General features: G+C 65.5%; 21 protein-coding genes and 3 tRNA genes. 6 read left to right on the forward strand and 18 right to left on the reverse strand.

Annotated elements, in window-relative coordinates:
- Nucleotide 1: 1 nt before the first annotated feature.
- The 3 genes from ACFZCE_RS01750 to ACFZCE_RS01760 form a co-directional block, all read right to left on the reverse strand.
- Complete coding sequence (locus tag ACFZCE_RS01750; RefSeq protein ID WP_390935493.1) at nucleotides 2-856, reverse strand: transporter substrate-binding domain-containing protein; 855 nt, start codon at nucleotides 854-856, stop codon at nucleotides 2-4.
- 136 nt (nucleotides 857-992) lie between these two features.
- Nucleotides 993-2672: a urocanate hydratase gene (gene hutU / locus ACFZCE_RS01755; RefSeq protein WP_390935494.1), complete on the reverse strand. Its 1680-nt coding sequence runs from the start codon at nucleotides 2670-2672 to the stop codon at nucleotides 993-995.
- A gap of 242 nt (nucleotides 2673-2914) precedes the next feature.
- Nucleotides 2915-3490 (reverse strand): HutD family protein, encoded by a 576-nt coding sequence (locus ACFZCE_RS01760; RefSeq protein ID WP_390935495.1) that lies wholly within the window; start codon nucleotides 3488-3490, stop codon nucleotides 2915-2917.
- 93 nt (nucleotides 3491-3583) lie between these two features.
- Here ACFZCE_RS01760 and ACFZCE_RS01765 point away from each other — a divergent pair, with 93 nt between their 5' ends.
- Nucleotides 3584-4948: a formimidoylglutamate deiminase gene (locus tag ACFZCE_RS01765; protein WP_390935496.1), complete on the forward strand. Its 1365-nt coding sequence runs from the start codon at nucleotides 3584-3586 to the stop codon at nucleotides 4946-4948.
- Between the two features lie 442 nt (nucleotides 4949-5390).
- Here ACFZCE_RS01765 and ACFZCE_RS01770 read toward each other — a convergent pair whose 3' ends face one another.
- Nucleotides 5391-6128, reverse strand: a complete 738-nt coding sequence (locus ACFZCE_RS01770) for an aspartate/glutamate racemase family protein (RefSeq protein ID WP_390935497.1) — start codon at nucleotides 6126-6128, stop codon at nucleotides 5391-5393.
- A gap of 284 nt (nucleotides 6129-6412) precedes the next feature.
- Here ACFZCE_RS01770 and ACFZCE_RS01775 point away from each other — a divergent pair, with 284 nt between their 5' ends.
- On the forward strand, nucleotides 6413-7861 hold the full coding sequence (locus ACFZCE_RS01775; protein WP_390935499.1) for a cytosine permease: 1449 nt from the start codon (nucleotides 6413-6415) through the stop codon (nucleotides 7859-7861).
- 3 nt (nucleotides 7862-7864) lie between these two features.
- On the opposite strand, the gene ACFZCE_RS01780 is transcribed toward ACFZCE_RS01775, so the two are convergent.
- The 7 genes from ACFZCE_RS01780 to rluD all read right to left on the reverse strand — a co-directional run bounded on the left by ACFZCE_RS01780 (nucleotide 7865) and on the right by rluD (nucleotide 14630).
- The gene (locus ACFZCE_RS01780) at nucleotides 7865-9127 is read right to left on the reverse strand and encodes an AcvB/VirJ family lysyl-phosphatidylglycerol hydrolase (protein WP_390935501.1); all 1263 of its coding nucleotides are present in this window, start codon (nucleotides 9125-9127) and stop codon (nucleotides 7865-7867) included.
- A gap of 167 nt (nucleotides 9128-9294) precedes the next feature.
- Nucleotides 9295-9370 (reverse strand) — tRNA-Lys (locus ACFZCE_RS01785).
- A gap of 5 nt (nucleotides 9371-9375) precedes the next feature.
- Nucleotides 9376-9452: transfer RNA gene (locus ACFZCE_RS01790), tRNA-Pro, on the reverse strand.
- Nucleotides 9453-9455: 3 nt separating this feature from the next.
- Nucleotides 9456-9531 (reverse strand) — tRNA-Asn (locus tag ACFZCE_RS01795).
- A gap of 292 nt (nucleotides 9532-9823) precedes the next feature.
- Nucleotides 9824-12388, reverse strand: coding sequence for an ATP-dependent chaperone ClpB (gene clpB, locus ACFZCE_RS01800; protein ID WP_390935502.1), 2565 nt, complete (start codon nucleotides 12386-12388; stop codon nucleotides 9824-9826).
- Nucleotides 12389-12930: 542 nt separating this feature from the next.
- The gene (gene pgeF / locus ACFZCE_RS01805) at nucleotides 12931-13671 is read right to left on the reverse strand and encodes a peptidoglycan editing factor PgeF (protein ID WP_390935504.1); all 741 of its coding nucleotides are present in this window, start codon (nucleotides 13669-13671) and stop codon (nucleotides 12931-12933) included.
- A complete protein-coding gene (rluD, locus tag ACFZCE_RS01810) occupies nucleotides 13668-14630 on the reverse strand; it encodes a 23S rRNA pseudouridine(1911/1915/1917) synthase RluD (protein WP_390935506.1) in 963 nt (320 codons plus the stop codon). The genes pgeF and rluD overlap by 4 nt, the downstream gene beginning before the upstream one ends.
- 159 nt (nucleotides 14631-14789) lie before the next feature.
- On the opposite strand from rluD, the gene ACFZCE_RS01815 reads away from it, so the two are divergent.
- The 4 genes from ACFZCE_RS01815 to ACFZCE_RS01830 all read left to right on the forward strand — a co-directional run bounded on the left by ACFZCE_RS01815 (nucleotide 14790) and on the right by ACFZCE_RS01830 (nucleotide 19048).
- On the forward strand, nucleotides 14790-15809 hold the full coding sequence (locus ACFZCE_RS01815) for an outer membrane protein assembly factor BamD (protein WP_390935508.1): 1020 nt from the start codon (nucleotides 14790-14792) through the stop codon (nucleotides 15807-15809).
- 84 nt (nucleotides 15810-15893) lie between these two features.
- Entirely contained in the window at nucleotides 15894-16121 is a 228-nt protein-coding gene (locus ACFZCE_RS01820; RefSeq protein WP_390935510.1) for a PP0621 family protein, read from the forward strand.
- A gap of 32 nt (nucleotides 16122-16153) precedes the next feature.
- Nucleotides 16154-17701, forward strand: coding sequence for an ATP-binding protein (locus ACFZCE_RS01825; RefSeq protein WP_390935511.1), 1548 nt, complete (start codon nucleotides 16154-16156; stop codon nucleotides 17699-17701).
- Between the two features lie 3 nt (nucleotides 17702-17704).
- Nucleotides 17705-19048 carry a sigma 54-interacting transcriptional regulator gene (locus tag ACFZCE_RS01830; RefSeq protein WP_390935513.1) on the forward strand — a complete coding sequence of 448 codons (1344 nt, stop codon included), beginning with the start codon at nucleotides 17705-17707 and terminating at the stop codon, nucleotides 19046-19048.
- 12 nt (nucleotides 19049-19060) lie between these two features.
- Here the strand turns inward: ACFZCE_RS01830 and thiO are convergent, their stop codons facing one another.
- The 7 genes from thiO to ACFZCE_RS01865 are packed head-to-tail and all read right to left on the reverse strand — an operon-like array spanning nucleotide 19061 to nucleotide 25883.
- On the reverse strand, nucleotides 19061-20167 hold the full coding sequence (gene thiO, locus ACFZCE_RS01835; RefSeq protein WP_390935515.1) for a glycine oxidase ThiO: 1107 nt from the start codon (nucleotides 20165-20167) through the stop codon (nucleotides 19061-19063).
- Nucleotides 20168-20170: 3 nt separating this feature from the next.
- Nucleotides 20171-20563: a type IV pilin protein gene (locus ACFZCE_RS01840; protein ID WP_390935517.1), complete on the reverse strand. Its 393-nt coding sequence runs from the start codon at nucleotides 20561-20563 to the stop codon at nucleotides 20171-20173.
- Between the two features lie 12 nt (nucleotides 20564-20575).
- Nucleotides 20576-23686, reverse strand: coding sequence for a PilC/PilY family type IV pilus protein (locus ACFZCE_RS01845; RefSeq protein ID WP_390935518.1), 3111 nt, complete (start codon nucleotides 23684-23686; stop codon nucleotides 20576-20578).
- Nucleotides 23673-24197, reverse strand: coding sequence for a PilX N-terminal domain-containing pilus assembly protein (locus ACFZCE_RS01850; protein WP_390935520.1), 525 nt, complete (start codon nucleotides 24195-24197; stop codon nucleotides 23673-23675). Before ACFZCE_RS01850 ends, ACFZCE_RS01845 begins: the two co-directional genes overlap by 14 nt.
- Nucleotides 24198-24199: 2 nt before the next feature.
- The gene (locus tag ACFZCE_RS01855; RefSeq protein ID WP_390935522.1) at nucleotides 24200-24931 is read right to left on the reverse strand and encodes a prepilin-type N-terminal cleavage/methylation domain-containing protein; all 732 of its coding nucleotides are present in this window, start codon (nucleotides 24929-24931) and stop codon (nucleotides 24200-24202) included.
- Entirely contained in the window at nucleotides 24928-25404 is a 477-nt protein-coding gene (pilV, locus tag ACFZCE_RS01860) for a type IV pilus modification protein PilV (protein WP_390935523.1), read from the reverse strand. The genes ACFZCE_RS01855 and pilV overlap by 4 nt, the downstream gene beginning before the upstream one ends.
- Nucleotides 25404-25883 (reverse strand): GspH/FimT family pseudopilin, encoded by a 480-nt coding sequence (locus ACFZCE_RS01865; protein WP_390935525.1) that lies wholly within the window; start codon nucleotides 25881-25883, stop codon nucleotides 25404-25406. Before ACFZCE_RS01865 ends, pilV begins: the two co-directional genes overlap by 1 nt.
- Nucleotides 25884-25946 lie beyond the last annotated feature (63 nt).

The raw sequence follows: 25946 nt of genomic DNA on the forward strand, positions 1-25946 counted from the left end.
GTCAGCCTTTGGGGGTGAGGTCGAGCTTGAACCACTTCTCGCTGAGTTTTTTCACCGTGCCGTCGGCCAGGGCCTGTTTCAGCGCGCCGTCGAACAGCGCCTTGAGGTCGGCATCCTGCTGGCGGAAGGCCAAGGCTTCGCCGTCACCCCAGATCGGCCCGCCGATCTGCGGGCCGGTGTAGGCCAGGTTGGCGTTCTCCGGCTTGGCCTTGAGGGCGTCGAGGAAGGTGGTGTCATCGAACACCGCGTCGATGCGCCCGGCTTGCAGGTCGAGCACGGCGTCGGCCGAGGCGTTGTATTCGCGAATGGTCGCGACGTCCTTGAAGTGGGCGTCGATGAAGGCGGTGTAGATCGTGCCCGAGGCGATGCCAATGGTTTTGCCCTTGAGCGCCTCACGCAGGCCGGCCACGGCCTGGCCGATCTGTTGTTCGTCGGTGCCGAGGGTGATTTCATTGGCCGCGCCCGGGGTGCCGGGTAGCAGCTTGGCGTCGGTGCTGACGAAGCTGGCCGGGGTGCGTGCATAGGGGATGGAAAAGGCGATGACCTTTTTGCGGTCGTCGGTGATCACGATCGCGTCCATCAGCATGTCGAACTTGCCGGCGTTGAGGCTGGCGATCATCCCGTCCCAGTTCTGCACCACCAGGTTGCACTTGAGCTTCAGGCGCTCGCAGAGTACCTCCATCAGTTCGGGTTCGAAGCCGCTGATCTTGCCGCCGGGCAGGGTCAGGTTCCACGGCTCGTAGGAGCCTTCAGTGGCGATGTTGACGGTGGTCCAGTCCTTGGCCTGCGCCAGGGGGGTGGCCAGCAGTGCGGTACTCAGTACCCATGAACCCCAGGTTGCGATTTTCCACGCCATGTTCAGCTTTCCTGCCTATCCGATTGAGAAAAAGGGCGAACCCCGTGGGTACCATCCAGTTACCTATGCCTGTACATACAACGACCAAGCAATTCCAACGCCAACCGGGCGCGCCGCGCCCGCCCGGTGTTTGCCGTCAGCGCTTGAGCATGGGCAGGTTCAGGCCCTGCTCGGCCGCGCACTCGATGGCGATCGGGTAACCGGCGTCGGCATGGCGCATCACCCCGGTGGCCGGGTCGTTGTGCAGCACCCGGGCGATGCGTTCGGCGGCCTCGTCGCTGCCATCGCAGACGATGACCATCCCCGAATGCTGCGAGAAGCCCATGCCCACGCCGCCACCGTGGTGCAACGACACCCAGGTGGCGCCGCTGGCGGTGTTCAGCAGCGCGTTCAACAGCGGCCAATCCGACACTGCATCAGAGCCGTCGCGCATCGCTTCGGTTTCACGGTTGGGGCTGGCCACCGAGCCGGAGTCGAGGTGGTCGCGGCCAATCACCACCGGCGCGCTCAGCTCGCCGCTGCGCACCATCTCGTTGAAGGCCAGGCCCAGCTTGGCCCGCTGGCCCAGGCCGACCCAGCAGATCCGCGCCGGCAGGCCCTGGAAGGCAATGCGCTCGCGGGCCATGTCGAGCCAGGTGTGCAGGTGGGCGTCGTCGGGTATCAGTTGCTTGACCTTGGCGTCGGTCTTGTAGATGTCTTGCGGGTCGCCCGACAACGCTGCCCAGCGGAACGGGCCGATGCCGCGGCAGAACAGCGGGCGAATGTACGCCGGCACGAAGCCAGGAAAGGCGAACGCCTCGGCCACGCCCTCCTCCAGGGCCATCTGGCGGATGTTGTTGCCGTAGTCGAAGGTCGGCACGCCCATTTGCTGGAAGGCCAGCATGGCCTTCACGTGCAGCGCCATCGATTGCCGCGCGGCCTTGACCACCGCCGCCGGCTCGCTGCGCGCGCGGGCGCGGTAGTCGTCCCAGCGCCAGCCGGCCGGCAGGTAACCGTTGAGCGGGTCGTGGGCGCTGGTCTGGTCGGTGACCATGTCGGGGCGCACGCCACGGCGCACCAGCTCCGGCAGCACCTCGGCGGCGTTGCCCAGCAGGGCAATGGAGATGGCCTTGCCTTCGGCCGTGTAACGCGCCAACCGCGCCAGGGCGTCGTCGAGGTCTTGGGCTTGTTCGTCCACGTAGCGGTTGCCCAGGCGGAAGTCGATACGGCTTTGCTGGCACTCGATGTTCAGCGAACAGGCACCGGCCAAGGTCGCCGCCAGCGGCTGCGCGCCGCCCATGCCACCGAGGCCGGCAGTGAGCACCCACTTGCCCTTGAGGCTGCCGTTGTAATGCTGGCGGCCGGCCTCGACGAAGGTTTCATAGGTGCCCTGCACGATGCCCTGGCTGCCGATGTAGATCCAGCTGCCGGCGGTCATCTGGCCGTACATGGCCAGGCCTTTCGCGTCGAGTTCGTTGAAGTGCTCCCAACTGGCCCACTTCGGCACCAGGTTGGAGTTGGCGATCAGCACGCGCGGGGCGTTGGCGTGGGTTTTGAACACGCCCACCGGCTTGCCCGACTGCACCAGCAGGGTTTCGTCGGCTTCGAGGTTTTTCAGGCTTTCGACGATGCGGTCGTAGCATTCCCAGTTGCGCGCGGCGCGGCCAATGCCGCCGTACACCACCAGCTCCTTGGGGTTTTCGGCCACGTCGGGGTCGAGGTTGTTCATCAACATGCGCAGCGGCGCTTCGGTCAGCCAGCTTTTAGCGGTGAGCTGGGTGCCACGCGGGGCGCGGATTTCAACATCGCGGAAGGGGTGCTGGGCGTTCTCGGTCACGAACATTGCTCCTTGATGATCGGGGGCGGGGCCAGGGTGGCCTCTACGGCTGCACCCTACTCATCTTTACTTGTACATACAAGCATAAGCAAGTTTGTTGCCAACCTTTGCGGTGGCCACTTCAAGTCGCGAAAACTGCCGGGTTAGCGGCCTGCGGGCCTGCCCCGAAGGGCACGCGGGTGGCGCAAAATGCCCCGTGATGAGGCGCGAAGTAACACCCCGCGCCCCAGGGGCGCGCATTCCTACCCGCGTGGGCTGAACTCGATCAGGCAGGCGCGGCCGCTGATCGACAGCTCGGCCAGGCCCTGGTTGCTCACCCGCAGGCAGTCGTGAGGGCCGAGGGCATGGGGCGGCGCACTGCCCAGGCTGACCTGCACCTGGCCCGCGCTGAACACCACCAGCGTGGCGGCGCTGCTGAACAACCGCTGCGGCGCCTCAGCGGCCAGCCACTGCAGCCTTGCCTGGTAGCGCTGCGGGGCGTAGATCAGGTTGAAGTCGCGGATCGCCCCGCCCAGCAACCGGCAGTGCACCGCGCTCGCGCCAGGGAAGGCCAATGGGTCAAAGGCTAGCAGCGGGCGGCTGTCGCTGCCGTCGATGTTGAGCACCATGCCGTCGCCGTCGAGCACGGTGATCACCCGCTGGTAGCCGTCGAAGGCGGAAAAACCACCGTCAGCGCCGATGCTGGCGATGGACAAGCGCCAACCAAAGCCGCCGAGGCCATCGCCGCCGTCGCGGGCGACTTCCTGGGTGCTGCCACCGCCGTTCTTCCACGGCATGCTCGGGTAGTCTTGGGCGCGCAGGGTGGTGACCAGTGCCATGGCGGGGCTCTCCAGTGGGGGCGGATGGGCCGGAGTTTACCGGCCACGCAAACATCTGTATATGTATATACAAATTGCTGACGAGGTGTTGCCATGCCCGCTTTTTTTGCCGAAAACGCGCTGCTGCCGCAAGGTTGGGGCCAGCAAGTGCGGGTCACCGTGGATGCCCAAGGGCTGATCACCGAGGTGCAGGCGGGCGCGCCCGCCGAGGGTGCGCAGCGGCTCGCCGGGCCGTTGCTGCCGGGCATGCCGAACCTGCACTCGCACGCCTTCCAGCGGGCCATGGCGGGGCTGGCCGAGGTGGCCGGCAACCCCAACGACAGCTTCTGGACCTGGCGCGAGCTGATGTACCGGCTGGTCGGCAAGATCACCCCCGAACAACTTGGGGTGATCGCCCGCCAGCTGTACATCGAAATGCTCAAGGCCGGCTACACCAGCGTGGCCGAGTTCCACTACCTGCACCACGGCGCGGATGGCCAGCCCTATGCGAACCCGGCCGAACTGGCCGGGCACATCAGCCAGGCGGCCAGCGCGGCGGGCATCGGCCTGACCTTGCTGCCGGTGCTGTACAGCCACGCCGGGTTTGGCGCGCAGCCGCCCAGCGAGGGCCAGCGGCGTTTTATTCACAGCACCGAGGCCTACCTGGCGCTGCAACAACGGCTGGCGCCGCTCATCGCCGCCCAGCCGTTGCAGCGCCTGGGGCTGTGCTTCCATTCGCTGCGCGCGGTAGCGCCCGGCCAACTGGCCGAGGTGCTGGGCGCCAGCGCCCCGGCCTGCCCGGTGCACATACACATCGCCGAGCAGCAAAAGGAGGTCGACGACTGCCTGGCCTGGAGCGGCCAACGCCCGGTGCAATGGCTGTACGACCATGCACCGGTCGGCCCACGCTGGTGCCTGGTGCACGCCACCCATGTCACCGCCGAGGAAACCCGCCTGATGGCCCGCAGCGGCGCCGTGGCCGGGCTGTGCCTGACCACCGAGGCAAACCTGGGCGACGGCCTGTTCCCGGCGGTGGACTACCTCGCCCAGGGCGGGCGCTTCGGCATCGGTTCGGACAGCCACGTGTCGCTGAGCGTGGTCGAAGAACTGCGCTGGCTCGAATACGGCCAACGCCTGCGCGATCAACGCCGTAACCGGCTACACCGGGCCGGCCAGCCACGGGTTGGCCAGGTACTCTACGAGGCCGCCCTGGCCGGTGGCGCCCAGGCCCTCGGGCAAGCGGTGGGCACCCTGGCCGTGGGGCAACGCTTCGATGCCCTGGTGCTCGACGGCGATGACCCGTACCTGGCCACCGTTCCCGCCGAAGCCCTGCTCGACCGCTGGCTGTTCGCCGGCAGCGACCGCCAAGTGCGCGATGTGTTCGTCGGTGGGCAGTGGGTGGTCCGCGATGGGCGCCATGCGGCACAGGAAGAAAGCGCCGTGGCGTTTGTGCGGGTGTTGCGGGAGTTGTTGGGGTAACGGGGGGCTGGGGCGGCCCTTCGCCCGGCGCAGCCGTAATGCTGTTCACTTAAGCCATTTCAGGGCTTCATGGAAGGGATCGATCTCTGAGCGCTGCTGATTTTGTGCATGAGCTTCAGGGCCTATCGCCCGGCACAGCCGGCCTCCCACGGGCTCTGTGTTGCCTTGTAAATCAAGCACTAACACAAATCTGGTGGGAGGCCGGCTGTGCCGGGCGAAGGGCCAGTCAGGTCATGCGCTCAGTAAAAGCATTTGAAGAAATCAGGGCTTTTTAAACCCGATTCAGCGCTCTGATTGCTTAAGTGAACAGCATTACGGCACAGCCGGCCTCCCACGGGCTCTGTATTGCCTCGTAAATCAAGTGCTTATAGAAATCTGGTGGGAGGCCGTGGTCCGGCACTCCGGCTGTGCCGGGCGATAGGCCGGGCGATGTCCAGCAGCACTATGCTTCTTGCCCCCACTCAGCAAACCGCCCCTTGAACGGCTTCGCCAGCGGGTAAGCCAGGTCCCCATGTTTGCTGGTGCCCAGCCCTAGGTCGAGCAGCGATTCCGCCAGCTTCACCGCCGCGCTCACCCCTTCGATCACCGGGATGCCCAAGGCATCGGTCAACGCCTGGCGCAGGTCGGCCATGCCGCCGCAGCCGAGCACGATGGCGCCGGCGCCGCGCGTATCCCGTAAGCGCCGCCCCTCCTCGACCATCTGCGCCACCAGGGCTGGGGTGCAGTGCTCAAGGTCCAGCACCGGCACTTCCAGGCAGCTTACGTCGGTGCACAGCCCGGCAAAGCCATACCGTTGCAGCAGGTGCTCGGCGATGATCCGGGTGCGGCCCAGGGTGGTGATCACGGCAAAACGGGTCGCCACCAGGCTGGCCAGGTGAAAGCCCGCCTCGGCGATGCCGATCACCGGGCCCGCCGCCAACTCGCGGGCGGCGAGCAGGCCGGGGTCGCCAAAGCAGGCAATGATGTGCGCCTGCGCGCCCGCCGCCATGCCGCCGCGTACCTGCTCGAGCACGCCGAGGGTGGCGATGGCTTCGTCGAAATGCCCCTCGATCGACACCGGCCCATCCGCCGGGCAACAGCCATGGACCTGCGTGCCCGGGCGCGCGGCGGCCTGGGCCGCCGCGGTGATCTTCTCAGTCATGGCCACGCTGGTGTTCGGGTTGATGACTTGAATGCGCATGCATCGCACCTCTTTATTGTATACAAAACCACGATTCGAAGGCTTTCCTCGCCCATTGCCAGTGCAGCCGCACCAACAGCGTGCAGCCTTGGCCTGATGCAAATTTGCCCGGCTGGTCAGCTATTCCTGGAAAAAACCTGTAGCGCTTGGTGTTTAACTCGATTGCATCGCCTAAGGCAAAACTGGCATGCATTCTGCGATACATATCGTATACACGGTACGTATTTTTAAGTACCCAATCCATGGCAGTACAAGAATACAGCAAAGAACACAGGAGGCTTGCCATGCAGGATCCGACTCACCGTTACAGCCCACGCCTGTACAACGCCGACCTGGGCCCGGCGCCGCAAACCTGGAACTGGTACAACATCTTCGCCTTCTGGATGAGCGATGTGCACAGCGTAGGGGGTTATGTGTTCGCCGCCAGCCTGTTCGCCCTTGGCCTTGCCAGCTGGCAGGTGCTGGTCAGCCTGCTGGTGGGTATCTGCATCGTGCAGGTGGTCGCCAACCTGGTGGCCAAGCCCAGCCAGCAAACCGCGGTGCCCTACCCGGTGATCTGCCGGGTGGCGTTCGGCGTGTTCGGCGCGAACATCCCGGCGGTGATCCGCGGGCTGATCGCGGTGGCCTGGTACGGCATTCAAACCTATCTGGCCTCCAGCGCGCTGATCGTAGTGGTGCTGCGCTTCGCGCCGGAAATGGCCGCCTACCAGCAAGTGAGCTTTCTGGGGTTGTCGTATCTCGGCTGGATGGGCTTCCTGGCGCTGTGGCTGCTGCAGGCGCTGGTGTTCTGGTGGGGCATGGGCGCGATCAAGCGCTTTATCGACTGGGCCGGGCCGGCGGTGTACGCGGTGATGTTCGCGCTGGCTGCCTGGGTGGTGTGGCGCGCCGGCTGGAGCAACATCAGCTTCACCCTGACCAGCAAAACCCTGAGCCTGGGCGACAGCCTCTGGCAGATGGTGGTGGCGGTGGCGTTGGTGGTGTCGTACTTCTCCGGGCCGACGCTGAACTTCGGCGACTTCAGCCGTTATTGCCGCAGCATGGAAGACGTGCGCCGTGGCAACTTCTGGGGCCTGCCGGTCAACTTCCTGGCCTTTGCCCTGGTTACGGTGGTGATCGTGTCTGGCACCTTGCCCATCTTTGGCGAAATGCTCGAAGACCCAATCGCCACGGTGGCACGCATCGACAACACCACCGCGGTGCTGCTGGGCGCGTTTACCTTCGTCACCGCCACCATCGGCATCAACATCGTCGCCAACTTCGTTTCGCCGGCGTTCGACTTCGCCAATGTGTCGCCCAGCCGTATCAGCTGGCGCGCCGGCGGCATGATCGCCGCGGTGGCCTCGGTGTTCCTCACCCCGTGGAACCTGTTCAACAACCCGGCGGTGATCCACTACACGCTAGACATCCTCGCCGCGTTCATCGGCCCGCTGTTCGGCATTTTGCTGGTGGACTACTACCTGGTGAAAAAACAACAGGTCGACGTCGACGCGCTGTTCGATGACAGCCCCCAGGGCCGCTACTGGTACCAGAACGGCGTGAACCGCACGGCGGTGCGGGCGTTGATCCCGGCCGCGGTGCTGGGCCTGGCGGTGGCGTTCATCCCCTGGCTGGCGCCGGCGGCGAACTTTGCCTGGTTCATCGGCTGCGGCCTGGGCGGCGGCATCTACTGGGGCCTGGCGCGCCGGGAGCAAGCGCACAAGGCCGGCGCCGCGCTGGGCGCGGCAGCGCCCTGAGCCTCAGCGGCGGGCGAGGAACCCCAGCAGCTTGTTGCCCAAGGCTGGGTAGTCGCCATCGAAGTGGTGGCTGCCGGTGATCATCAGCGCCTGCCCGACCGCGCCGCGGTCGGTGCAGCCGCTTTTTTCGGCCTCGCTGCTGCCGTACACGCAAAGCACCTTGGCCGCTGGCAGCCTGGCCATCTCGGGGCCGGTCTTGAGCTTGCCGTTGTCACTGCCCAACAGCCCCTCGATGCGAATCTCGAAGTTGGCGTTCCGGCCGAAAGCCATCAGCAGGATGCTGCTGACCTGGGCCTGGTCTTCGCTGGGCAGGCGGTTGTACATCGCCGGCATTACATCGGCGCCGAACGAGAACCCCGCCAGCACAAAGTGCTTGATGCCCCAGGCCTGGCGATAGTGGGCCATCAGCTGCGACAGGTCGGCCGCGGCCTGCTCCGGGGTTTTGTAATCCCAGAAATACTTCAGCGCATTGACCCCAACCACCGGGTAGCCGGCGTCGGCCATGGTTTCGGCCACTTGTTTGTCCAGCGCGCCCCAGCCGCCATCGCCGGAATAGAACAGCGTGAGGGTATCGCTGGCGCTGCCGCCGGCCAATTCGACCACCGGCATTTCGCCGGGTAGGCTGCTGTCTGCCAATTGCAGCACCTGGCGGCGCAGGTACTGCTCGAGGGCCGCCTGGCGGCTGCCGGCGGCCGGCTGTTCGCTCACGGTCACCTGCGCCTGTGGCGCGCCGGGGTAAGCCACCCCAGCGGGCATCAGCACGTGCCACTGGCCGGCGAACCCGGCGCCGGCCGGCAGTGCCGCGCAGGCCGGGGCGGCGGGCTCAAGGGAGATCGCCGTGGCCTGCGGATCGCTTTGCGCGGCCAGCCACTGCTGCGCCAGTTCGGCGCCTGGGCCAATGCCGGCAACCAACTGCACGGCGGGCGCCAGCCGCTGCCGGGCCGCTTCGAACAGTTGCTGTTGCTGCGCGCAACCCGTGGCCGGCAGCACAAGCTGGGTCACCGTGGCAGAGGCATCCAGGCTCAGCTTGCGCAGTTGCTTGGGGCTAAAGGCCTCGGCGGCCGGCACTACCAGGAGCATTTCCTTGCCGGCGGTTTTCGGCGTGACCCGGGTGGCGAGCGCGCCACCGCCAAGGTCGGTCACCTGCACCGTCGGCAGCAAGCGCGGCAATGCGGCGCGCTTGGCCCGCAGGCACGCCGCGGAATAGCGGTGCTCGGCAATGCCCACAACCGCCAGCACAACGGCCAGCACAATCAGAACGCGCACGAATTTTTTCTTGGGCATGGCAGGGCACTGCAGGAGGGGGGATAACGCCGGGCTTTTTTAGAGAGGGGCCTCGGCAACGGCGCCATCATAATGCCAGCAATGGGTAATATCCACAGGGCCCAGAAACGAAAAAGGCCCTCCAATTCGGAGGGCCTTCTTCGTGTATATGGTGGGTCGTGTAGGATTCGAACCTACGACCAATTGGTTAAAAGCCAACTGCTCTACCAACTGAGCTAACGACCCAAATATGGTCGGGGTGAGGGGATTCGAACTCCTGACATCCTGCTCCCAAAGCAGGCGCGCTACCGGACTGCGCTACACCCCGAATTGGCTCCGCGACCTGGACTCGAACCAGGGACCCAATGATTAACAGTCATTTGCTCTACCGACTGAGCTATCGCGGAACGACTTACTTCGGTTACAACCTTTGTTGCTTCAAGGCCTGTTGGATGTGGCTTTGAACCCTACGGTGCTTTGCAGCTTGCTGCGTTCGCATCGTTGAGGCGCGCTATTCTACATCCTCAAACCTTGCTGTCAACCCCCTTTTTACTTCAACTTGCTGATTTGCCGATTCTTTTCGAACCTGGCAAGCCAACCCGTTTACGGGTAACTCGACAGCGGGGCGCATTCTAAGGGCATTATCGAAGAAATGCAAAACTTTATGCAGGCGCCCCGGCAAGGGGCGCCGCACGGGCCTCAGGAGAAGGCGATACCGTCGCCCTCGACCTCCGCCTTGACCGCGCTGCCCGGCAGGAATTTACCCTGCAGGATCAGCTGCGCCAGCGGGTTTTCGATCCAGCGCTGGATCGCCCGTTTCAGCGGCCGCGCGCCGTACACCGGGTCATAACCCACCGCGGCGAGCTTATCCAGCGCCGCCGGCGACAATTCCAGGCGCAAGTCGCGCTCGGCCAGGCGCTGGCGCAGGCGGTCGAGCTGGATCTGGGTGATCCCGGCGATCTGCTCGCGGCCCAGGGGCTCGAAAATCACCACCTCGTCGATACGGTTGATCAGTTCCGGGCGGAAGTGCCCGCTGATCGCGTCCATCACCGCCGCGCGCTGGGCTTCACGGTCATCGACCAGTTCCTGAATGCGCGCCGAGCCGAGGTTGGAGGTCATCACCACCACCACGTTGCGAAAATCCACCGTGCGCCCGTGGCTGTCGGTCAGGCGGCCGTCTTCCAACACCTGCAAGAGGATGTTGAACACGTCGGGGTGGGCTTTTTCCACCTCGTCGAGCAGCACCACCGAGTACGGCTTGCGGCGCACGGCTTCGGTCAGGTAACCGCCCTCTTCATAGCCCACGTAGCCGGGCGGCGCGCCGATCAGCCGGGCCACGGAGTGTTTCTCCATGAACTCGGACATATCAATGCGCACCATGGCTTCTTCGGTGTCGAACAGGAACTCCGCCAGCGCCTTGCACAGCTCGGTCTTGCCGACCCCGGTAGGCCCAAGGAAGAGGAACGAGCCACTGGGGCGGTTCGGATCCGACAGCCCCGCGCGGGAGCGCCGCACGGCATTGGACACGGCCACCACGGCCTCATCCTGGCCGATCACCCGCTGGTGCAGCAGGCCTTCCATCTTCAGCAGTTTGTCGCGCTCGCCTTCGAGCATCTTCGCCACCGGGATGCCGGTCCACTTCGAGACCACTTCGGCGATTTCTTCCTCGGTAACCTTGCTGCGCAGCAGCTGGTTGTCGCTTTTACCGTGCTGGTCGACCATCTGCAGGCTGCGCTCCAGGTCCGGGATCACCCCGTACTGCAGCTCGGCCATGCGCGACAGGTCGCCCTTGCGCCGCGCCGCTTCCAGCTCCTGGCGCGATTGCTCGATCTTCTGCTGGATCTGCGCCGAGCCCTGCACCTCGGCCTTCTCGGAGGTCCACACCTCTTCGAGGTCAGCGTATTCGCGCTCCAGCCGGGCGATGTCTTCGTTGAGTTTTTCCAAGCGCTTGAGCGCGGCGTCGTCCTGCTCTTTCTTCAGTGCCTGGGATTCCACCTTCAGTTGGATCAGCCGGCGCTCGAGGCGGTCGAGCACTTCGGGCTTGGAGTCGATCTCCATGCGGATGCGGCTGGCGGCCTCGTCGATCAGGTCGATGGCTTTGTCCGGCAGTTGGCGGTCGGTGATGTAGCGGTGGCTGAGCTTGGCCGCGGCGATGATCGCGCCGTCGGTGATCGCCACCTTGTGGTGCACCTCGTAGCGTTCTTTCAGCCCGCGCAGGATGGCGATGGTGTCTTCTTCGCTCGGCTCATCGACCAGCACCTTCTGGAAGCGCCGCTCGAGCGCGGCGTCTTTCTCGATGTACTGGCGGTACTCGTTGAGGGTGGTGGCGCCCACGCAGTGCAGCTCGCCCCGGGCCAGGGCCGGCTTGAGCATGTTGCCGGCGTCCATCGAGCCTTCGCCCTTGCCGGCGCCGACCATGGTGTGCAGCTCATCGATGAACAGGATGATCTGCCCTTCCTGCTTGCTCAGGTCATTGAGCACGCCCTTCAGGCGCTCTTCGAACTCACCGCGAAACTTCGCCCCGGCGATCAGCGCGCCCATGTCGAGCGAGAGCAGGCGCTTGCCACGCAGGCCGTCGGGCACCTCGCCGTTGATGATGCGCTGGGCCAGGCCTTCGGCGATGGCGGTTTTACCCACCCCGGGCTCACCGATCAGCACCGGGTTGTTCTTGGTGCGGCGCTGCAGCACCTGGATGGTCCGGCGGATCTCATCGTCGCGGCCGATCACCGGGTCAAGCTTGCCTTCTTCGGCGCGTTTGGTGAGATCGACGGTGTACTTTTCGAGGCTTTTGCGCGCGTCTTCAACGTTGGGGTCGTTCACCGCCTCGCCGCCGCGCAGGTTGTTGATAGCGTTTTCCAGCGCCTTGCGGGTCACGCCCTGGGCCAGCAGCAGCTTGCCGGCCTTGGTGTTCTCATCCATGGCCGCCAGCAGCATCAGCTCGCTGGAAATGAACTGGTCGCCCTTCTGCTGGGCCAGGCGGTCGGCCTGGTTGAGCAGGCGCGCCATGTCTTGCGACATGTTCACGTCACCGGTGGGGTTCTGGATTTTCGGCAGGCGGTCGAGCTCTTCGGTCAGGCCCTTGCGCAGGGCGTTCACGTCGAAGCCCACCTGCATCAGCAGCGGGCGGATCGAACCGCCCTGCTGGTCGATCATCGCCTGCAACACGTGCACAGGCTCAATGGCCGGGTGGTCATGCCCCACGGCCAGGGATTGGGCGTCAGACAACGCCAGTTGCAGCTTGCTGGTCAAACGGTCTATTCGCATGGATGTACCTTCCTAATAAAGGCAGGCCGGAACAGTGAACAGATGACGAGGCAGCCCGCCCGAGATAACCGGTTAGATAGGGGCGATTATGGGAGATTCAAGCGCGCAGGGGTTGACTGGGAGCAAAACAGGCTTGTTGGGCCCTTTGCCTGGCACAGCCGTAATGCTGTTCACTTAAGCCATTTCACGGCTTTAAAGAAGGGATGAATCTGTGAGCTCTGCTGATTTTGTGCATGAGCTTCAGGGCCCATCGCCCGGCACAGCCGGAGTGCCGGACCACGGCCTCCCACCAGATTTGTGTAAGTACTTGATTTACGCGACAACGCAGAACTGGTGGGAGGCCGGCTGTGCCGGGCGATGGGCCAGCAGGTCATGCGCTCAGTAAAACCATTTGAAGAAATCAAGGCTTTTTAACCCCGATTTAGCGCTCTGATTGCTTAAGTGAACAGCATTACGGCACAGCCGGAGTGCCGGGCGATAGGCCCTGAAGCTCATGCACAAAATCAGCAAAGCTCACAGACTGATCGCGAAGCGCCCAAGGCTTAGCCAGCCCTTAACCACACCAACGCCGCCAGCCGCCCGGTGGGGTTGGCGCGGCGGTGGGAGTAGAAGCGCTCGTCCTCGATGGTGCACAAGCCGCCGCCGTACACCGCCGTGACCCCTGCCGCCGCCAGGCGAATGCGCGCCAGGGCGTAGATGTCGGCGATGAACTTGCCCGGCACCACACCGGCGGCGAACGCGGCGCTGGCCGCGGGGTGGCGGCTGACGAACGCCTCGCGCACTTCGGCGCCCACCTCGAATTGGCGGGGGCCGATGGCCGGGCCCATCCAGGCGAGCACCTGGCCGGGCGCCACGCCCATCCGCGCGACGGTAGCCTCCAGCACCCCGCCGGCCAGCCCGCGCCAGCCCGCGTGGGCAGCGGCTACACGGGTGCCGGCCTGGTCGCAGAACAGCACCGGGAGGCAGTCGGCGGTCATCACCGTGCAGGCCACCCCGGGGGTGGCCGACCAACTGGCGTCGGCCTCATCGGCCTGTTCGGGGTTGGCGTGCGCCACCGCGATGCCGTGCACCTGGCGCAGCCAGGCCGGGCGAATGCCGTACAGCGCGGACAGTTGCGCGCGGTTGTGGGCCACCGCCTCGGGGGCGTCGCCCACGTGGTCACCGAGGTTGAGCCCGGCGTAGGCGCCGCGGCTCACGCCGCCGGCGCGGGTGGTCACGCAGGCGCCGACGTTGGCCGGCGCGGGCCAGTCGGGGGTGATCAAGCTGGCGGCCAGCTCACTCACCCGACGAACTCGGCGCGGTCGTGGCGCAGCAGTTGCAGCAGCCACACCAGGTCGTCGGGGATTGGCGCTTCCCAGCCCATGCGCTTGCCAGTGGCCGGGTGGTCCAGTTCAAGGAAGCGCGCGTGCAGGGCCTGGCGCGGGAAGGTCTTGATCGCTTCGACCAGCGACTGGCTGGCCGCCGGCGGAATGCGGAAGCGCCCGCCGTACACCGGGTCGCCCACCAGCGGGAAGTTCACATGGGCCATGTGCACGCGGATCTGATGGGTGCGGCCGGTTTCGAGCTTCACCCGCACATGGGTATGCGAACGGAAACGCTCGAGCACCCGGTAATGGCTGACCGCCGGCTTGCCGTTGTCCATCACGCCCATGCGCTGGCGCTGGGTGCCGTGGCGGCCGATCGGGGCGTTGATCTTGCCCCCGGCGGTGACCACCCCGACCACCACGCACTCGTAGATGCGGCTGACCGAGCGCGCCTGCAACTGTGCGACCAGGTTGGTCTGCGCCTGCAGGGTTTTGGCCACCACCATCAGGCCGGTGGTGTCTTTGTCGAGGCGGTGCACGATGCCGGCGCGCGGCACGTTCACGATATCCGGCACGTGGTGCAGCAGCGCGTTGAGCAGGGTACCGTCGGCGTGGCCGGCGGCCGGGTGCACCACCAGGCCGGCGGGCTTGTTGATCACCAGGATCTGGTCGTCTTCATAGACGATGTCGAGTTCGATTTCCTGGGCCACCCATTCGCCCTGGGCTTCCTGCTCGGCCAGCAGCTGCAGCACAGCGCCACCGTGCACGGTATCGCGCGGGCGCAGCACGGCGCCGTCGACGGTCAGGCGGCCTTCTTTGATCCACGCAGACAGGCGCGAACGGCTGAACTCGGCGAAGAGTTGGGCGGCAACCTGGTCGAGGCGCTGGCCCCCCAGGTCGGAGGTGACTTCGGCGCGTAATTCAATAGTTTCAGGCATGCTTGACTGGAGGATACAAAGGTGCGGGCAGCAAGCCTTTGGATCGGCTGCGGCTTGTGGTTAAATACGGCGTCTTTTGCCCCGGGGGCTTTCCACGGGGCGCTCATCATATCAGGACGGTCGCTTCCAAGACAGGACCGTTAGGGGACGCAAGCCGCTATGCAAGCAAGACACCTGCTGCTGATCGCCATTATCGGCCTGACCGCCGCCTGTTCCTCGAAAAAGGAAGTGGTCGACGAAAACCTGAGCGAAGTGGAGCTGTACCAGCAGGCGCAGAAAGACCTCGACAACAGCGACTACAACGCCGCCACCGCCAAGCTCAAGGCGCTGGACTCGCGTTATCCGTTTGGCCGCTACGCCGACCAGGCCCAGCTCGAGCTGATCTTCGCCAACTACAAGAACTCCGAGCCTGAAGCCGCCAAGGCCGCCGCCGAGCGCTTCATCCGCTTGCACCCACAGCACCCGAACGTCGATTACGCCTACTACCTCAAGGGCCTGACCTCGTTCGACCAGGACCGCGGCATCGTTGCCCGCTTCCTGCCGCTGGACATGACCCGCCGTGACCCCGGCGCGGCCCGCGATTCGTACAACGAGTTCGCCCAGCTCACCAGCCGCTACCCCAACAGCCGCTACGCGCCCGACGCCAAGCAGCGCATGGTGTACCTGCGCAACCTGCTGGCGGCCTACGAAATCCACGTGGCCCACTACTACCTGACCCGCCAGGCCTATGTCGCCGCCGCCAACCGTGGCCGCTTCGTGGTCGAGAACTACCAGGGCACGCCGTCGGTCGGCGACGGCCTGGCGGTGATGACCGAGGCCTACCAGCACCTGCACCTCGACGACCTGGCGTCTACCAGCCTGGAAACCCTCAAGCTGAACTACCCAGACAACCCCAGCCTGAAGAACGGCCAGTTCGTGCCGCAAACCGCTGAGGAAGACAACCGCTCCTGGCTGTCGAAGGCCACCCTGGGCCTGATCGAAGGCAAGGCGCCGTCGCCACCCACGTCCACCCGCGCCCAGGAAGACCTGATGCGCAAGTACCAGGACGACAAAGACAACATGCCCAAGGAGCTCTTCCAGAAGAGCGACGGCGGCACGGCAGACGAATCCACCGAGCCGGCCGATGCGCCGAAAAAGCGCGGCTGGCTGAGCTACCTGACCTTCGGCCTGTTCGGCTAAACGCACTTGAAAGCCCCGGCCTGCCGGGGCTTTTTGCTATAACACCGGCCTTATCCGTAGCCCCCTACCCTTCGGTTCCCCCACATGGTTCGCCTGCTCTTCTGGATCGTCGTGATCTTCGTCGCCGTCTGGCTATGGCGCAAATACAAGGCCCGCGCCGCCAGCGCTGGGCAACAGCGTAAGCAACACACCCTGACGATGGTGCGCTGCGCCCACTGCGGCGTGCACCTGCCCGACGACCGCGCCATCCGCCGCAACAGCCACTGGTTCTGCAGCCAGGCGCACCTGGAACAGGGGCCGCGCCAGCCGTGATGGGCCGCTATGAGCCCACCCAGGCGCAGCGCATGCTGCGCCTTTACCATGTGTACCGGCTGATCATCGGCCTGTCGCTGGTGTTGTTGATTTCCAGCGAGTTCGACAGCCGCCTGATGGACCTGGCCAACGTCGGCCTGTTCCGCTTCGGCAGCTGGCTGTACCTGGGCCTGAACGTGCTGGTGGTGCTGGCGCTGCGCAACCTGCGCCACCCGGCACGGGCCTTCACCCTGGCGGCAGCAGATGTGATCCTGCTGGCCGGGCTGTTCTACGCCGGCGGCGGGATCCCCAGCGGCATCGGCAACCTGATGATCGCCTCGGTGGCGATGGGCAACCTGCTGCTGCGCAGCCGCCTCGGCCTGCTGCTGGCGGCGATGGCCTCGATCGGCATCATCTACATCACCTTCTACCTCAACTACGCCCACGGCGTGGCGCCCAACGACTACCTGCAGGCCGGCTCGCTCGGGGTGCTGTGCTTTGCCGTGGCGTTGATCGTGCAGGGCCTCACCCGCCTGCTGCGCACCAGCGAAGACCTCGCCGAGCGCCGCGCCAGCGACGTGACCAACCTCGAGGCGCTGAACGCGCTGATCCTGCAGCGCATGCGCACCGGGATCATCGTGCTCGACGCCGAACACCGGGTGCAGTTGGCCAACCAGGGCGCGCTGACCCTGCTCAACCGCCCCACCCTGATCGGCCAGTTGATGGTGGTGCACGCCCCCGAGCTGATTGAGCGGCTACTGCAATGGCGGGTCAACCCCACCCTGCGCGTGCCCAGCCTCAAGCTCAGCGACAGCGGCCCGGCGGTGCAGCCAAACTTCGTGGCGCTGAACCAGAGCGCGCCGCCCCGCACCCTGGTGTTTCTTGATGACCTCTCGCAGGTGGCGCAACAGGCCCAGCAACTCAAGTTGGCCGCCCTCGGCCGGCTGACCGCGGGCATCGCCCATGAAATCCGCAACCCGCTGGGGGCCATCAGCCATGCCGGGCAGTTGCTGCAGGAATCCGACGAGCTGTCCGCCCCGGACCAACGCCTGGTGCAGATCATCACCGACCACTCCAAGCGCATGAACCTGATCATCGAGAACGTGCTGCAGCTGTCGCGCCGGCGCGCTGCAGAGCCGGAGATGCTCGACCTCAAGCAGTGGCTGGCCGAGTTCGCCCGGGCCTTCCGCGCCACCGCGGCGGCCGGCCAGCAGGTGTACCTGTACCTGGCCGACAGCGCCGTCGAAACCCGCATGGACCCGAACCATCTGACCCAGGTGCTGACCAACCTGGTAGAGAACGGCCTGCGCTACAGCGGCCAGCGCCACGCCCAGGCGCAGGTGTGGCTGAACCTGTACGTAGACCCCGCCAGCGACTTGCCGGTGCTCGACGTACTCGACGACGGCCCGGGCTTCCCGCCCGACAAACTGCAACACATCTTCGAACCGTTCTTCACCACCGAGACCAAGGGCACCGGTCTTGGGCTATACATTTCCCGTGAGCTGTGCGAAAGCAACCAGGCTCACCTGGACTACCGGCCTCGCGAACAAGGCGGCAGTTGCATGCGAATCACCTTCGCCCACGCCAAGAAACAAGGATGAGCCATGAGTAACCGGCAGAAGGTCCTGATCGTCGATGACGAGCCCGACATCCGCGAGCTGCTCGAAATCACCCTGGGCCGGATGAAGCTCGACACCCACAGCGCCCGCAACGTCAAGGAGGCCCGCGAGTGGCTGGCCCGCGAGCGCTTCGACCTGTGCCTGACCGACATGCGCCTGCCCGATGGCACCGGCCTTGAGCTGGTGCAACACATCCAGCAGCGCCACGCCCAGGTACCGGTGGCGATGATCACCGCCTTCGGTAGCATGGACACCGCGATCAACGCGCTCAAGGCCGGGGCGTTCGACTTCCTGACCAAACCGGTGGACCTCACCCGCCTGCGCGAGCTGGTGGCCAGCGCCCTGCGCCTGAACGCCCCGGCCAACCTCGAAGCCCACGGCGACACCCGCCTGCTCGGCGCCGCCGAACCGATGCAGGCGCTGCGCAAGCAGATCATCCGCCTGGCGCGCAGCCAGGCGCCGGTGTACATCAGCGGTGAGTCCGGCAGCGGCAAAGAGCTGGTCGCGCGGTTAATCCACGACCAAGGCCCGCGCAGCGAAAGCCCGTTTGTGCCGGTCAACTGCGGGGCGATCCCCAGCGAGCTGATGGAAAGCGAGTTCTTCGGCCATAAAAAGGGCAGCTTCAGCGGCGCCAGCGAAGACAAACCCGGGTTGTTCCAGGCCGCCAACGGCGGCACGCTGTTTCTCGACGAGGTCGCCGACCTGCCGTTGCCCATGCAGGTCAAGTTGCTGCGCGCCATCCAGGAAAAAGCCATCCGCAGCGTGGGCGGGCAAACCGAGAAGGTGGTGGATGTGCGCATCCTCTGCGCCACCCACAAGGACCTCGCCGCCGAGGTGGCCGCCGGGCAGTTCCGCCAAGACCTCTACTACCGCCTGAACGTGATCGAACTGCGGGTGCCACCGCTGCGCGAGCGCCGCGACGACATCGAGCTGCTGGCCAGCAACGTACTGGCGCGGCTCGCGGCCGACACCGGCCTGCCGGCCGCCACCCTCAGCGCCGAAGCGTTGCAGGCGCTGAAGAACTACCGCTTCCCGGGCAACGTGCGCGAGCTGGAGAACATGCTCGAACGCGCCTATACCCTGTGCGAAAACGATGTGATCGACGTCGACGACCTGCGCTTCAAGCAGGCCGCGCCGGGGGCCCAGGGCAATGGCGAGCCAAGCCTGGCCCAGGTCGATGACCTCGAGGACTACCTCGAAGGCATCGAACGCAAGCTGATTTTGCAGGCACTGGAAGAAACCCGCTGGAACCGCACGGCGGCGGCGCAGCGGTTGAATATGTCGTTCAGGTCGATGCGCTATCGGCTGAAGAAGCTTGGGTTGGATTAACGCCCCCTCGCCCTACTGCACCAACCTCACATCCGGCGCATAAGGCGCCGGATCAATGATCGGCCGCCGCCCACTGGCCAGGTCGGCAAACAACCGGCACGACGCGGGCGCCAGCACCAGCCCGTTACGGTAATGCCCGCAGTTGAGCCACAGCCCCGGGTGGCGGCTGACCGGGCCGATGAACGGGATGCCGTCTGGCGCGCCCGGCCGTAGCCCAGCCCAGTGCCCTACCCGTTCGGCCCGCGCCAGCCCTGGCAGCAACGCCTCGGCCGAAGCCATCAGGCTGTGCAGGGCTTCGTCTGTGGGGGTTTTGTCGAAGCCGGCGTGCTCCAGCGTGCTGCCCACCAGGATGTGCCCATCGCGCCGAGGGATGGCGTAGCGTCCCTTGGCCAGCACCATCCGCGGCAAAAATGCTTCATCGCACTTGTAGAGGATCATCTGCCCCTTCACCGGCTCCACCGGCAGGGCCAGGCCTAGGGTGGCCAGTAGCTCGCCACTCCAGGCACCGGCGGCAAGCACCACGCGGTCGGCCAGCAGCGGGCCGTCAGCGGTGTTCACCCCCACCACGGCAGCGCCTTGTTGCACAAAGCCGCGCACCTCGCAGTGCTCGCGCACGGTCACGTTCGGCAGCCGCGCCAGGGCGGCCTTGAGCGCCTTGACCAGGCGCGGGTTACGCACGTTGGCCACGTCGGCCATGTAGATCGCCCGTTCGAACCCCGGCCCCAGGGCCGGCACCTGGGCATAGGTGGCCGCCATGCTCACCGCGCTCAGCGGCCGCCGCTCACGCCGCGCCCAGGCCAGCGCCTCGGCTTCGTCGTCGAGGTCGAGCCAGTACAGGCCGGTGGTGTGCACTTCTGGGTCCAGCCCGGTGCGCTGATGGAGTTGGTCTGCCAGTTGCGGGTAGAAGTCCTGGGACCAATGGGCCAGCGCGGTGACCGCCGGGCTGTAGCGCCAGGGGTACAGCGGCGAAACGATGCCACCCCCGGCCCAGGACGATTCCCGGCCGGCGGCCTGGCGGTCGAGCAGGGTGACGCTGCCGCCCTGCTCGGCAAGGCTGAGCGCGGTCAGCAGGCCAATGGCACCAGCGCCGACGATCAGGGTGTGCGCGGTGGTGCTCATCGGTCAGCGGGCCCAGCAGGTGGCGACGGTGCCTGAGCTGTTGCCGCGCACGCCGGTGTTGGTCAGCGTGAAGTTGCCGCAGGTATCTCCGGCCATCATCGAGCCTGGAATGGGGGTTGCGGTCATGGTCCAGGTGTTGGCGTCGCTGACGTTGATGGCGACGGTGTAATAGGTGGTGCTGGTGCCCGTCAGCGTGAAGTTGGTATAGAAGCCATTACGGGTGTAATAGCGCTCGGCGCTCTGGGCGCCCTCCCCCATCAGCTCGACGACCGCCGCGCGGTTGGTGCGCTTTACATAGTTCGTGTACGACGGATACACGATGGCCGCAAGGATGCCGACGATAGCCACCACGATCATCAACTCGATCAACGAAAAGCCGCGTTGCCTGAGAACCATTACATGCTCCGGTTACTGAATCTGTCGCCACATGATACGGCGGTTGATGGTGGTGGTGCCGCCCGTGAGCGCGGTATTGAGCAGGTTACCGCTCGAGGTGTTGGTTTCCAGCACATCGGCGGTGGTGCCGGTCAGCACGGCCACGCCTCCGGGGTAGCCGGTGCTGAGGACGATACCGCTGTTGGCGGTGCTGGTGGCCTTGATCTGCGAGGTGCTGAACATCTGCCCACTGAACGCCTGCAGGATCACGATGCGGCCATAGCCCTGGCTGGCACAAGGGTCGCTGGTGTCCACGCCGGCGGTGGTGAAGATGATCCGCCCACGGCTGTAGGTGGCCTGGAAGATAACCCGCTCGCCCAGCAGGGTGTTGTTGTAGGTCAAGGGCAGGTACCAGCCGCGCTTGGCGGTGTAGTCCACGGTGTTCTGCGAAGTGGTCATGTAGGTGGTGCCGCTGTCGGCATAACTGCCGGTGATCGACTGCGCCACCAGGTTGCTGGCGGTGTAGTTGGCGGTGGCGGCGTCGGTGTCCTGGATGGAATAGAACGCCTGTACCGCGGAGGTGGTTTTGTCGGCGGTTTCCATGAACTTGCCGGTACCCACGAACACGTTGTAGCCGCCACTCGGGTTGGCCACCACCAGCGGTGCCGCGGTGATCGGTTGGGCGGTACCGCCGGTATCGGTGAACAGCGGCTTGCCAGAGAACGCCAGGCCCCAGCTGGAGGCGCTGGTGCTGGTCAGGTCGAACTTCCACAGCCGGCCCTTGAGGTCGCCGCCGTAGGCGTACTGCACCACCCCGGCGCCATTGACCCGCAGCGCCACTGACGAGAGGCCGTTGTCGGTTTCAGTGGTGTCGACCACGATTTTGCGGATCAACGCGCCGGTGCTGAGGTTGATCACGTACAGCGCCGCCACCCCGGAGTTGCTGCCATAGCCGTTGGAGATGAACGCCGCCCAGGTGCCGTCGGCCAGCCGCGCCACCTGCGGCGCCGCGTAGGCGTAACCGAGGTCGTTGTAGTTGTCGAGCGCGTTGGCCACGCTGGGCGCGGACACTTCCCACAGCGCCTGCGGCGTGTTGCCACCGGAGGCGTTGTACAGGCGGATCGCGTAGAACGCCTTGCCGCCGGCGCCAGTGCCGCCTACCGCGACGGTGCTCCAGGTACTGTTGATCTGGGCATCGAACACCCCAACCTGGCCGTCATCGAGGAATTTGTGCGAGGTGCCGTTGGCATAGCCGGTGAGCGCGATGGTGGCGATGCCCGATAGCGCCGTGGACGGCATGTAGGCATAGCGGCGCGCGCCGGTGGCGGCGGTGATCACGCTGGTCATGCCGGAGTTGTCGTTGACCACCAGGCTTGGGGTCATGCTGCTGGCCTTGGTCGCCAGGTAGCTGGAATAGCTGGTGTCGCCCGCAGCATCGGCGGCGGTGGCCGCGGTCGGCGAGGCGTAGGTCACCGGCGAGTTGATGATGTCGCCCATCAGCACCGAGCGGGCCCGCAGGTTGCTGCCGTTGGTGCCCTTGGCCCATTCCACCAGGGCGTTGGCGGTGGTGCTGGTGCCACTGAGGGTCAGTGCCGTGGCCTGCGCGGCCAGCGCGGTTTGCTGGGCCACAGACAAAGACCCCAGCGCCAGGGTGACCGGTGCCGCGCCGTTCCAGGTCTGGTACAGGCCCGTGGTGGTGCCCACCGCCACGGTGGTGTCGGTGCTCCAGGTGGCGGTGCTGGCCAGGCTGCCATCACTGTTGAACGGGAATGCCTTGATCGTGCCGCGCCAGTCGGTGGGGTCGTACAGCGCCTGGTAGTAGAACGAGCTGCTGGTCAGGCTCGCGGTGTTGGCGCTACCGGTAGAACCGGAGCCGGACTGCGAGCTGATCTGGCTGAGCGCCGCGGTCAGGGCGGCGGTCAGCGAGTCGGAGTCGGTGGCCTGGTAGTACTGGCCATGGCCGTAGCTGGCGGCGTCGGAGAGCATCTGGTTGGCGGCAGTGAAGCCCACCGTGTAGGTGATCATGTTCTGCTGCGGGAAGTCCGCGGCATCCCAGCTCTTGCCGGCCAGGTCAGAGCCGTTGCTCGCGGTGCGCAGGTCGATGTCGTAGGCGAACTTGGCGGCGTCGTCGAGGTACAGCGTGTCGCCTTCGTCGTCACCGTTGAGGTCGGCGCCGTCGTTGTTGACGTTATCCCAGTTCGGCAGCTTCTGGGTGCTGGTGTAGGCCGGGTCGGTGCTGGGGAAGGTGCGGTCGTAGGTGGGCAGGCCGTCGGTGATCACCACGCCGAAGTTCTTCTGGCAGCGGTACTGGATGGGGCTGGTGTACGTGGTGGAGGGCACGCCCTGGTACGAACTCATGCCACGCATGTAGCGGGTGATTTCGTAGTAGGTTTCGGCCAGCGGGGTGTTGGCGATCGCCGCCAGGCCGTTGATCGAGGTGATCAGGTTGTTGTAGTTGGTGTTGGCCTGGGCGGTGGTGGTCGTGCTGGTGGCCTGCAGGTCGGCGATGGCGCGGGTGATGGTCCCGCCCGGGCCGCGGTCGGCGTTGGTCGGCGGGTTGAAGGTCGACAGGCCGATGCGCAGGCTGCGGTTGGCGGCCACCAGCGAAGCGGCCACGTTGCGCGCCACGTTCACCCGGTAATCGTTGGGGATCGAGCCGTCGGTGTAGTCCTTGGTGGTCGAGCTGCCCATCAGGCCGATCAGGTAGCTGAGGTAACGCACCGAATAGCGGGTGTTGCCGCTGCCCACCGGGTCAGGCAACTTCAGGCAATACCGGGTCGAGTTCCGGTACAGCCCGGTGTAGCCCAGCAGGCAGCCACCGCGGTTGAGGTTGCCGACGAACTGGTTTTCGCTGGTCATGTCCATCTGCACCACGTAGTTGCAGTTGGCGTCTTGCGAGCAGTAATACAGCTGGGTTTGGGTGGCGGTCTGGTCGAAGGCGGTGGCGCGGATCAGGTTGTTCATACTGCCGGAGTCGTCGACCAGCAGCATCAGGTTGGGCGCCACCGCGGCGGCGCTCATCAGCGGCGACGGCGAGGGGGTGAAGGCGGCATACGCCGGCGTGCTCAGGAACAGCCCCAGCGCCAACCCGTACAGCCCTGCCCAGAGGCGGCCCAGTGGGCCCTGGCGATCATTGCTTGGCATAAATACTCTCCAGCACGGTACGCGGGCTGCCCGTGGCGTTGCTTGTGCTGCCGATCGCGGTGATGCGGTACAGCTTGACCGAGGTGGCGGTGGCCGTGTCGAAGTTGACTGGGTCTTTGGTGACGCCGATGTATTGCACCCCATACAGCAACAGCGCGCCCGACGGCGTGCCGGCAGTGGTCGCGGCCACCCAGGTGATGCTACCACTGGTGCCGGCCGCGTTGATGGTGCTGGCATCGGGTGGCGCGCAAGCAGCCGTCGAAGCGCACACGGCCAAGGTGTAGGTACTCGCGCCCACGGCGTTCTCGCCGACCCGCAAGGCGGCCTCGGCGAGTTGGAAGGTGGTGTTGCGCAGCCCCACGCTGCCGGCCATTTTTTCCTGCAGGGTGGCGTTCTGCATCGACGAGATGCCGATCAACGTCAGCAGCAGCAGGAACACCAGCGCGACGATCAGCACCGCGCCGCGTTGGCGCTGGGGGGTAATGGGCAGGTTCAACGGGCGTTGGGCCATGGTCACATCAACCGGTTACGCATCGAAGCCACCACGCTGAACACCTGGTTGCCGAGCTTGGTTTCGGTATTGGTACTGGGGTCAAGCAGGGTAATGGTAATGCGGATGCTGCGGATATACGCCGGGTTGGGCGCCGCCGTGGTGTAGGAGGTGACCGTGGTATCGCTGTCACTGGCGCTGTTGGCCAGGCCGAACATCAGGCTAAAGGCCGACACGTTGCTCAGCAACACCTGCTGGGAGGTTCCCGTGCCGGTATAGATGGCGTTGTTCTTGAAGGTGTACACCACCTGGTGAATCGGGAAGGCCATCTGCCCGCTGCCCGGGGTGGCGGCGCCGGTATAGGCGGTGGCGGCGCTGCGGCAGTCCGAGAGGATGGTCCAGGTGGGCAGGGTGCCAGCGCTGCCCACATCGCTGGTGGCCAGCGTGAGCACCGTGCCATTGGTGTTGTCGATGCTGTAGTTGATCGGCCGGTTGAAGGCGGCGCTGAAGGTGGCGCCGGTGCTGTTATCGGCCACCGTGGCCAGGCAACCGAACATCCCGGCCATGCGGATTTCCTGGCTCATGCGGCTGAGCAGGTAGCGGGCGTCTTCCTGCATCGCCGCCGAGGTGTTCTGCAGGGTGTAGGTGCTGCGCGCTGAAATGAAGATGTTCAGCACGCCCAGGGTGATGATCAGGCCCAGGGCCAGGGAGACCATCAATTCGATCAGGCTGAGGCCACGCTGTGAATGCTTCATGGGGCGGCCACCGCGTCCATCGCGACCCGGCTGGTCAGCGTGAAGGTCTGGGTGGCCGCGTCGTTGCTGTTGGCCGTGTTCTGGCTGTTCACCGCCGAAGCGGCACGGGCATCCGACCAGCGAATAAGAATGGTGTAGATGTAGCCGTTCTTGGTAATGCTGGCCTGAGGGCTGGGCAAGTTGGCCGCCGAGATGTTGCTGTTGAAGTCAAACAGGTCCTGGGTGGCGGGCGCGGCCAGGTTGGAAGTGGTCGGCGCCGCCGCCAGGTTCGCCAACCCGTAGGCGCCATCGGGGTTGGCGCGGATGCGGTCCATCATGTCGTAGGCGATGAAACTGGCCTTGGTGCGCAGGCTGGAGCTGTCGGTGAACTTCAAGGCGTTCAACTGAATGGCCGCCGCCCCGAGCAGGCCGATGGACATCACCAGCAAGGCCACCAGTACCTCGATCAGGGTCGAGCCACGCTGGTTAGCCATCAGCAGCTCGTCCCGTTGTTGAGCAGCACCCGGCCATTGACACACAGCAGCACGTTGCGGCTTACAGTGCCGTTGGTATAGGTGAACAGCACTGCACTGGTGGGGTAGACCATAGCCCCGAGGTTGTTGAATTCGACGTAGCTGATGGCGCTAGCGGGTGCCATGACCGAGCTGCTGGCCATCGCCGGCAGCACACGCAGGTTGGTGGTGCTCGGGCTGGCGACCGAACTCAGCGCCACGTACACGTCACCGGCCCAGGTGTTGGCGGTTTTTGGGGTCAGCCGAATCGATACGCCACGGTTGATCGCTTCAAGGCGGGCGAAGTTGAGCGCGCGGTAGAAGTCACCGGTTTCGGTGTCTGCGCGGTTCTTGGCGATCAGCGCGATATACGACGGCACGGCGATAGAGATCAGCACCGCCAGCACCGCAACGGTGACGATCATCTCGACCAGCGTAAACCCTTTGAAACGTTGATGCATTTGCCCGCACTCCTTGAGGCGCCGACTATAAACCAGCCGGTAGCGCTTCCCGATGAAACAAGG

The sequence above is a fragment of the Pseudomonas sp. NPDC007930 genome (assembly GCF_042958985.1).
Classification (GTDB): domain Bacteria; phylum Pseudomonadota; class Gammaproteobacteria; order Pseudomonadales; family Pseudomonadaceae; genus Aquipseudomonas.

What these genes read in the sequence shown, in the direction of transcription:
- clpB (WP_390935502.1), bottom strand. Translation starts at nt 12,388, where the DNA reads ATGCGAATAGACCGTTTGACCAGCAAGCTGCAACTGGCGTTGTCTGAC.
- ACFZCE_RS01850 (WP_390935520.1), bottom strand. Translation starts at nt 24,197, where the DNA reads ATGGCCCAACGCCCGTTGAACCTGCCCATTACCCCCCAGCGCCAACGC.
- ACFZCE_RS01775 (WP_390935499.1), top strand. Translation starts at nt 6,413, where the DNA reads ATGCAGGATCCGACTCACCGTTACAGCCCACGCCTGTACAACGCCGAC.
- ACFZCE_RS01815 (WP_390935508.1), top strand. Translation starts at nt 14,790, where the DNA reads ATGCAAGCAAGACACCTGCTGCTGATCGCCATTATCGGCCTGACCGCC.
- ACFZCE_RS01760 (WP_390935495.1), bottom strand. Translation starts at nt 3,490, where the DNA reads ATGGCACTGGTCACCACCCTGCGCGCCCAAGACTACCCGAGCATGCCG.
- ACFZCE_RS01770 (WP_390935497.1), bottom strand. Translation starts at nt 6,128, where the DNA reads ATGCGCATTCAAGTCATCAACCCGAACACCAGCGTGGCCATGACTGAG.
- thiO (WP_390935515.1), bottom strand. Translation starts at nt 20,167, where the DNA reads ATGAGCACCACCGCGCACACCCTGATCGTCGGCGCTGGTGCCATTGGC.
- ACFZCE_RS01840 (WP_390935517.1), bottom strand. Translation starts at nt 20,563, where the DNA reads ATGGTTCTCAGGCAACGCGGCTTTTCGTTGATCGAGTTGATGATCGTG.
- rluD (WP_390935506.1), bottom strand. Translation starts at nt 14,630, where the DNA reads ATGCCTGAAACTATTGAATTACGCGCCGAAGTCACCTCCGACCTGGGG.
- ACFZCE_RS01830 (WP_390935513.1), top strand. Translation starts at nt 17,705, where the DNA reads ATGAGTAACCGGCAGAAGGTCCTGATCGTCGATGACGAGCCCGACATC.
- ACFZCE_RS01825 (WP_390935511.1), top strand. Translation starts at nt 16,154, where the DNA reads ATGCTGCGCCTTTACCATGTGTACCGGCTGATCATCGGCCTGTCGCTG.
- ACFZCE_RS01865 (WP_390935525.1), bottom strand. Translation starts at nt 25,883, where the DNA reads ATGCATCAACGTTTCAAAGGGTTTACGCTGGTCGAGATGATCGTCACC.
- ACFZCE_RS01845 (WP_390935518.1), bottom strand. Translation starts at nt 23,686, where the DNA reads ATGCCAAGCAATGATCGCCAGGGCCCACTGGGCCGCCTCTGGGCAGGG.
- ACFZCE_RS01765 (WP_390935496.1), top strand. Translation starts at nt 3,584, where the DNA reads ATGCCCGCTTTTTTTGCCGAAAACGCGCTGCTGCCGCAAGGTTGGGGC.
- ACFZCE_RS01750 (WP_390935493.1), bottom strand. Translation starts at nt 856, where the DNA reads ATGGCGTGGAAAATCGCAACCTGGGGTTCATGGGTACTGAGTACCGCA.
- ACFZCE_RS01820 (WP_390935510.1), top strand. Translation starts at nt 15,894, where the DNA reads ATGGTTCGCCTGCTCTTCTGGATCGTCGTGATCTTCGTCGCCGTCTGG.
- pilV (WP_390935523.1), bottom strand. Translation starts at nt 25,404, where the DNA reads ATGGCTAACCAGCGTGGCTCGACCCTGATCGAGGTACTGGTGGCCTTG.
- ACFZCE_RS01855 (WP_390935522.1), bottom strand. Translation starts at nt 24,931, where the DNA reads ATGAAGCATTCACAGCGTGGCCTCAGCCTGATCGAATTGATGGTCTCC.